The organism is Salinicola sp. MIT1003 (assembly GCF_001858555.1).
GTDB classification, from domain to species: Bacteria; Pseudomonadota; Gammaproteobacteria; order Pseudomonadales; family Halomonadaceae; genus Salinicola; species Salinicola salarius.
On the sequence record NZ_MCAP01000042.1, the window covers coordinates 1 to 1,437 of the forward strand.

Below are 1,437 nucleotides of genomic sequence, written 5' to 3' on the forward strand. Positions count from 1 at the left end.
TGAACTGCACCCCGAAAGTTGGACACCCATCCAACCTTCGGGGTGTTTTTGATGGCAAGATACGACGAGAACTTCAAGCTGCGGGTTGTTCAGCAGTGTTTACGTGAGGACGTCAGTCAGGGAGAGGTAGCGCGCCAGCATGGCGTGGATGAGTCCACCGTATACCAATGGCTGGCAACCTACCGACAGCAAGGCATCTCGGGATTGCGCAAGGCGCACAGACACCGCAGCGCGGCCTTCAAGCGGGAGGTGCTTGAGCGAATGTGGCGGGATGGCCTGTCGCAGCGACAGACGGCGGCCCTGTTCGATATCCGCGAACGCAGCGCCATTGGCAGATGGGAGCGTCAGTACCATAGTGGGGGTCTGCCTGCCCTGGAACCCAAGCGTAAAGGACGCCGTCCGATGTCGAAGAAGCCTCCTTCACCCCTCTCTCCCGATGCAGAGCGCTCCCAGAAGGAGTTGCTCGAAGAGCTCGCTTACCTGCGTGCCGAGAACGCCTACCTAAAAAAGCTCGATGCCTTGATCCGGGAAGAGCAGGCGGCGGCGCGAGGCAAAAAGCGCAAACCGTCCAGGGATTAAGGCATGAGCAACCCCTCGCCTTGCTGCTGCGGGCGGCCGGTCTCGCGCGCAGCACGTTCTACTATCAGCGTAAGGCTCAGAGCGCAGGTGACCAATACGCAGCGCTGAAAACGCGGATACGCCAAATCTACGACTACCACCAGGGGCGTTACGGTTACCGTCGCATCACGGCCGTCTTGAAGCAGATGGGCGAAATAGTCAATCACAAGACCGTTCAGCGACTGATGAACAGACTGGGCCTGATGTCTCTGGTACGTCGAAAGCGATACCGCTCCTATCGAGGAAACGTAGGACGAATCGCGCCCAATCTGCTCGACCGCCAGTTCCAGGCGCAATGGCCTAATCAGAAGTGGGTCACTGATATCACGGAGTTCAACGTCAACGGCCAGAAGCTCTATCTATCGCCGGTCATGGACCTCTATAACGGTGAGATCGTGGCCTACCAGACAGGCAAGCGGCCGACCCTATCACTGGTGAGTGGCATGCTGCATAAGGCGTTGGCTCGATTGGAACCCTCGGACAAACCGCAGCTGCACTCCGATCAAGGATGGCATTATCAACACCCCGCTTACCGGCGTTTGCTGACGGAGAGATCCCTGGTCCAGAGCATGTCGCGGAAAGGCAACTGTCTAGACAACGCGGCGATGGAGAGTTTCTTCGGCACCCTCAAGGCCGAGTACTTCCACCTGAACCGGTTCGAGACGCTTGAGCAACTGCAGAGAGGGATCGATCATTACATCCATTACTACAATCACGAACGCATCAAACTGACGCTAAAAGGCCTGAGCCCTGTGCAGTACAGGGCCCAGGCCTTAAACGCCGGCTAAATGAATCGTCCAACTTTATGGGGTCAGTTCA

Annotated in this window: 1 protein-coding gene; it reads left to right on the top strand. The window is 57.4% G+C overall.

Annotated features, from left to right (window positions below; all coding sequences use genetic code 11):
- The first annotated feature begins 51 nt into the window (after positions 1 to 51).
- A protein-coding gene (locus BC443_RS18650; protein ID WP_139284322.1) for an IS3 family transposase occupies positions 52 to 1,406 on the top strand; the annotation gives its coding sequence in 2 pieces (ribosomal slippage) (positions 52 to 502 and positions 502 to 1,406; 1,356 coding nt in all).
- The last annotated feature ends 31 nt before the right edge of the window (positions 1,407 to 1,437 follow it).